We start from the raw sequence: 4,609 nt of genomic DNA, 5'->3' as shown, positions 1-4,609 counted from the left end.
CTACTTCGTATGATTGCCTCCGCTCACGGCAATGTGTTAAATTACAGTACTTACGCTAAATCGCTGGGTTTAACGGTACCTACTGTCAAAACCTATCTTGGCTTTCTTACCAATGCATTCTTAATTTCATTAATTTCTCCTTGGTATGTTAACATTAAAAAGCGTTTGGTGAAATCTCCTAAAATCTATTTACGGGATTCGGGAATGCACCATTATCTACTAGGTATTAGCTCCTTAGATACACTTTTAGGTCACGTCATATTAGGGAACTCGTGGGAAAGCTTTGTCATTCATCAAATTATCTCATTACTACGGTCTGATGATGAGATATACTATTACCGCACCCAGGACGGAGCTGAGATAGACTTACTGGTACGTCGGAATGATCAGTGGCTTCTTGCCGCAGAAATAAAGTTTAGCAGTGATCCTTCAGTAAGCAAAGGTACGTACATCGCTATGCAAGATTTAGGTATTGAGAAATTATATATTATCACACCCCAATCCGATACCTACCCGATGGCCAAAAATATAGAGGTAACCAGCCTTTCTCACTTACTCACAAAAGTGTTAGCATAAATAGATTAAGTACTTCCGATAACAAGTTGCCAATTATCTTGTTTAACAGATACACCCAAAAAATTAAACGTTATGGAAGAGAATGGAAAGTCGCCGGAGATACAAAAAATAGCTATAAGAAACGGTATACTCATGATGCTGGCCTTGGTTGGCTACTTTTTTTTAATGAAAGCGTTTGGTTTAGAACACCATCTTGAGCTACGCGCTTTAAATCTTATTATACTATTTAGCTTTGTCTATACTGCTTTAACTACGTACAAGAAGCAAAACGACGGCCAACTTCCCTATTTAGCGGGAATTCAGTTGGGCATCCTTACTTCTGTTATCGGAGCGGTCTCCTTTGCGTTGCTCGTTTTTTTATACGTAACCGTACTGGTACCAGAATTCATGGTTGAGATCAAGGAGGAGGAACCCTTTGGCGAGTTTCTGAATCCCTTTGTAGTTGCGCTAACGATCGTAATGGAAGGTGCATTCTCAGGCTTTTTGGCTTCCTATGCCTCGTTACAGTATTTGCGTCCGAGCCGGATGAATAAGCGTGTAAAAGTAAATGAAGGAGGATAGTTAAACTTGGTTAGAAGCTACCGTAGCCGAAGTAAAGCTAGATGTCTTGATACTCTAACTTAGGAATGTTTTCCAGCCTAGAAGAGCGACAGTTAGTGTATCTATTCTATTAGCCGGGACAATACGCTTTACTACATTACCGGATGGCGAATACTTGCAAACTCGCCCGTTGTTAACGTATTTTGCGAGTCTACTACCTAATTATTGAATTTATGCCCGTCTACTTAGACAATGCGGCTACTACCGCGCTTGATCCCGCTGTTTTAGAAGCAATGCTTCCCTACATGACCGATCACTACGGTAATCCCTCTTCTACTCATGCACACGGACGACAAACCCGGGCAGCCATTGAGCAGGCTCGTAAGAAAGTAGCCGAACTGCTGAACGTTACTCCTTCCGAAATATTCTTCACTTCGGGAGGTACGGAAGCGGACAATACAGCCATTCGTTGTTCAATAGATTCTCATAATATCAAACGAGTAATTTCTTCCCGTCTGGAACACCACGCGGTACTACATACGCTACAGGAATTAGAACAACAGCAGAAAATCCAGCTTGACTGGGTGGAGTTTGATATTCGCGGAAATATAGATTTCAATCATTTAGAAGAATTGCTCCAGCAACCGGAGCGGGCACTGGTTTCCCTGATGCACGGTAATAATGAAATCGGAAATTTGACCAATATTCAACGAGTGGGAGAATTGTGTAAGGAACATAATGCGATCTTTCATTCGGACACCGTGCAAACGATGGCCCACTATCCACTCAATCTGAAAGAAATTCCGGTACACTGCATTGTCGGAGCGGCGCACAAATTTCACGGCCCGAAGGGAGTGGGAGTGCTGTACATTGCTAAGGGCCATAAAATCTGCCCACTACTGCACGGGGGTAGTCAGGAACGCAATATGCGGGGCGGCACCGAAAACCTGTACGGAATCGTCGGTTTGGCCAAAGCCTTGGAACTAAGTTACGCCAATATGGAGGAACATGCCCAGCACATTCGCACCCTGAAACAGCGAATGATTGATGGCTTACGTGAGCAGGTTCCAGGTGTACAGTTTAATGGCCGGTCCGATGACCAGGATAGTAGTCTATACACGGTATTGAACGTCAGCTTACCTCCGTCAGAAGACAATAGTATGTTATTGTTTAATCTGGATCTTCAGCAGATTTCAGCTTCGGGTGGTTCAGCTTGTTCCAGTGGAGCCCAGTCCGGTTCGCATGTGCTACGAGCACTGAATTGTGATCCGCAGCGCGGTGCCGTACGCTTCTCGTTTAGTCGTCATAATACCCCGGAGGATATTGACCATACCGTAAAAACCGTAGCGGCGCTCTATGCGGCAAACGTTGTCCATTAGTTGTTACTCTGCGAAACAGTAGTTCCTTCGTCTCACTCTAACAGAAAGTGAAAAAGCGAATAGTAGGTATTGATGTAGCTCGGGCTTTGGCCGTTATGGGGATGATTATTGTCAACTTCAGAATCGTCTTCGGTGAAAGTGGTAGTAATTGGCTTAGAAACATTTCTCACCTTTTTGACGGAAAAGCAGCCGCAACTTTCGTTGTTTTAGCTGGAGTTGGACTGGCGTTGATAAGTAACTCTGCGATCAAAAATCAGGATCGTGAGAAGTTAAATATAATACGAAAGAAGATTATGCTTCGTGCTGCCTTCCTCTTCGTCGTTGGGTTATCGTATATCTGGATTTGGCCCGCTGATATTCTACACTTCTACGGCGTTTACATGATTCTTACCGTTTGGCTAATAAATAAACGTCCTCAACAAATTCTGATTGCCACGATAGGATTAATTTTGCTCTATCCACTATTGATGACGCTCCTGGATTACGAGACTGGCTGGGATTTTACAACGCTGGAGTACCTTGATCTTTGGACACTCGAGGGATTTATCCGGAATCTGTTTTATAACGGTTTTCATCCGGTAATTCCCTGGGCCGCCTTTATATTTTTCGGATTGTGGTACGGAAAGCAAGATTTAAACGACAACCAATTCGTAAAGAACTCATTGAAAGTAAGCTCGCTGGTTTTCGTCGCTACTCAACTGGTATCAATTGGGCTGATTCATTTCCTTTCTCAGGAGAACTATAGCGACAAGCAGGATTTAACCTCTATATTTGGGACATCCCCGATGCCACCTTTACCAATTTACATGATAAGTGGTATCTCTGTTTCGGTAATCATTATCTCCGCTTGTATTTTACTGGCCCAGCGATACGAAAATCACGCAATAATCAGTGCGCTTCACAAAACCGGGCAGTTAGCCCTGACTTTTTACGTAGGCCATGTTGTGATCGGAATGGGGATTGTAGAGGAGTTGACCTCTCAGCCCCTTAGCAGTTTTTCTATTGAGTTTTCAACGCTATACGCACTAATTTTCAGCGCATGCTGTATCTTATTTGCCGTAGTATGGTTAAAATACAATACGCAAGGGCCGTTGGAATGGGTAATGCGAAAACTACTTAATTAAACCTGAGCAGGATTTCATGAGTTAATACTCTCGAGCCTACACGCTAACATATACTAATTTATTTCCCTATGAAATTGTTCTTTCTAGCTACCACCTTTATTATTAGTCTACTTTTTTTCTCCCAAGCCACCGCCCAAGATGCTACTAATGACAACGTTTGGAAAGCATTGGCAGCGGTCACCTACAAAATTACCGAAGACGAATACGGTGAGCTGTATGTACCTGAGTTTAGCGAAAAGGCGCGGGAGTTAGAAGGGAAGGTTGTCACCGTACCGGGTTATATCATTCCGTTCGAGGGACTGTTTAAACCGGAGCACGTAATTGTCTCCTCGCTGCCTATTGCCTCCTGCTTTTTCTGTGGTTCGGGTGGGCCGGAAACGGTAATGGAAGTGTTCCTGAAAAATCCGGTTGACTACACCGAAGCAATGGTAGCCTTTCGGGGCAAGCTCAAACTAAACGACGAAAACTACGAAGAATTGATGTACATTCTGGAAGATGCTGAGCTAGTAGGTCCCGTAGGGAATTAGCTACCCATGAAATTTCAATACATTATTCTAGCTTCTGTAATACTCGGCAATTGCTTTCCCATCATTCCGCTTTCCGACGGTGATTTTGGTATGGCCACACCCATTCAGAACAAGCGAGATAATCAGTTCGGCTTCACTTGGTGGCGTTTAGCCGTTGAGTAATGAATAATAAAATACTGAGATACCAAACTATGCACAAACTTACCTCTCCGCTTTTCATTATCCTTATTGCTTGGTTGCCATTTTCCTGCACTGAAGCTGAAAAGAACGATACTGAAGCTGATACCGTACCTCAGCAAGAAAGCGAGGAATATACCGTAGCGGCCTACGTATGGCCCTCTTGCCACCACGACGAGCGTTTTGGTGATATGCTTTGGCCCGAAAAAACCGGCGAATGGGAAATTATAAAGAAAGGAACCGCTCGGTTTGAGGGCCACTATCAACCCAAAGCCCCACTGTGGGG

7 protein-coding genes are annotated in these 4,609 nt (G+C 43.8%); all 7 read left to right on the top strand.

The window, feature by feature from the left end; all coding sequences use genetic code 11:
- Window positions 1–576: ATP-binding protein (locus WBA23_RS18995; protein ID WP_424583859.1), on the top strand; the 576-nt coding region annotated here is incomplete at its 5' end.
- A gap of 72 nt (window positions 577–648) precedes the next feature.
- Window positions 649–1,137 carry a DUF4199 domain-containing protein gene (locus tag WBA23_RS18990; RefSeq protein ID WP_424583858.1) on the top strand — a complete coding sequence of 163 codons (489 nt, stop codon included), beginning with the start codon at window positions 649–651 and terminating at the stop codon, window positions 1,135–1,137.
- A 212-nt stretch (window positions 1,138–1,349) separates the two neighbouring features.
- Complete coding sequence (locus WBA23_RS18985; RefSeq protein ID WP_424583857.1) at window positions 1,350–2,495, top strand: cysteine desulfurase family protein; 1,146 nt, start codon at window positions 1,350–1,352, stop codon at window positions 2,493–2,495.
- A 47-nt stretch (window positions 2,496–2,542) separates the two neighbouring features.
- The gene (locus tag WBA23_RS18980) at window positions 2,543–3,619 is read left to right on the top strand and encodes a DUF418 domain-containing protein (RefSeq protein ID WP_424583856.1); all 1,077 of its coding nucleotides are present in this window, start codon (window positions 2,543–2,545) and stop codon (window positions 3,617–3,619) included.
- Between the two features lie 68 nt (window positions 3,620–3,687).
- Window positions 3,688–4,146, top strand: coding sequence for a hypothetical protein (locus tag WBA23_RS18975; protein WP_424583855.1), 459 nt, complete (start codon window positions 3,688–3,690; stop codon window positions 4,144–4,146).
- Between the two features lie 6 nt (window positions 4,147–4,152).
- Window positions 4,153–4,308: a hypothetical protein gene (locus WBA23_RS18970; RefSeq protein WP_424583854.1), complete on the top strand. Its 156-nt coding sequence runs from the start codon at window positions 4,153–4,155 to the stop codon at window positions 4,306–4,308.
- A 29-nt stretch (window positions 4,309–4,337) separates the two neighbouring features.
- Window positions 4,338–4,609, top strand: a 272-nt coding sequence (locus tag WBA23_RS18965; RefSeq protein WP_424583853.1) for a hypothetical protein, incomplete at its 3' end; no start/stop codon positions are given.

Origin of the sequence: Tunicatimonas sp. (genome assembly GCF_049647865.1) — a bacterium.
Taxonomy (GTDB): domain Bacteria; phylum Bacteroidota; class Bacteroidia; order Cytophagales; family Cyclobacteriaceae; genus Tunicatimonas.
The sequence above is the reverse complement of the archived record's forward strand: the minus strand, read 5'-3'. Positions and strand labels throughout refer to the sequence as shown.

Coding starts and splice junctions, on each gene's coding strand:
- WBA23_RS18970 (WP_424583854.1), top strand. CDS start 4,153: ATGAAATTTCAATACATTATTCTAGCTTCTGTAATACTCGGCAATTGC.
- WBA23_RS18985 (WP_424583857.1), top strand. CDS start 1,350: ATGCCCGTCTACTTAGACAATGCGGCTACTACCGCGCTTGATCCCGCT.
- WBA23_RS18975 (WP_424583855.1), top strand. CDS start 3,688: ATGAAATTGTTCTTTCTAGCTACCACCTTTATTATTAGTCTACTTTTT.
- WBA23_RS18990 (WP_424583858.1), top strand. CDS start 649: ATGGAAGAGAATGGAAAGTCGCCGGAGATACAAAAAATAGCTATAAGA.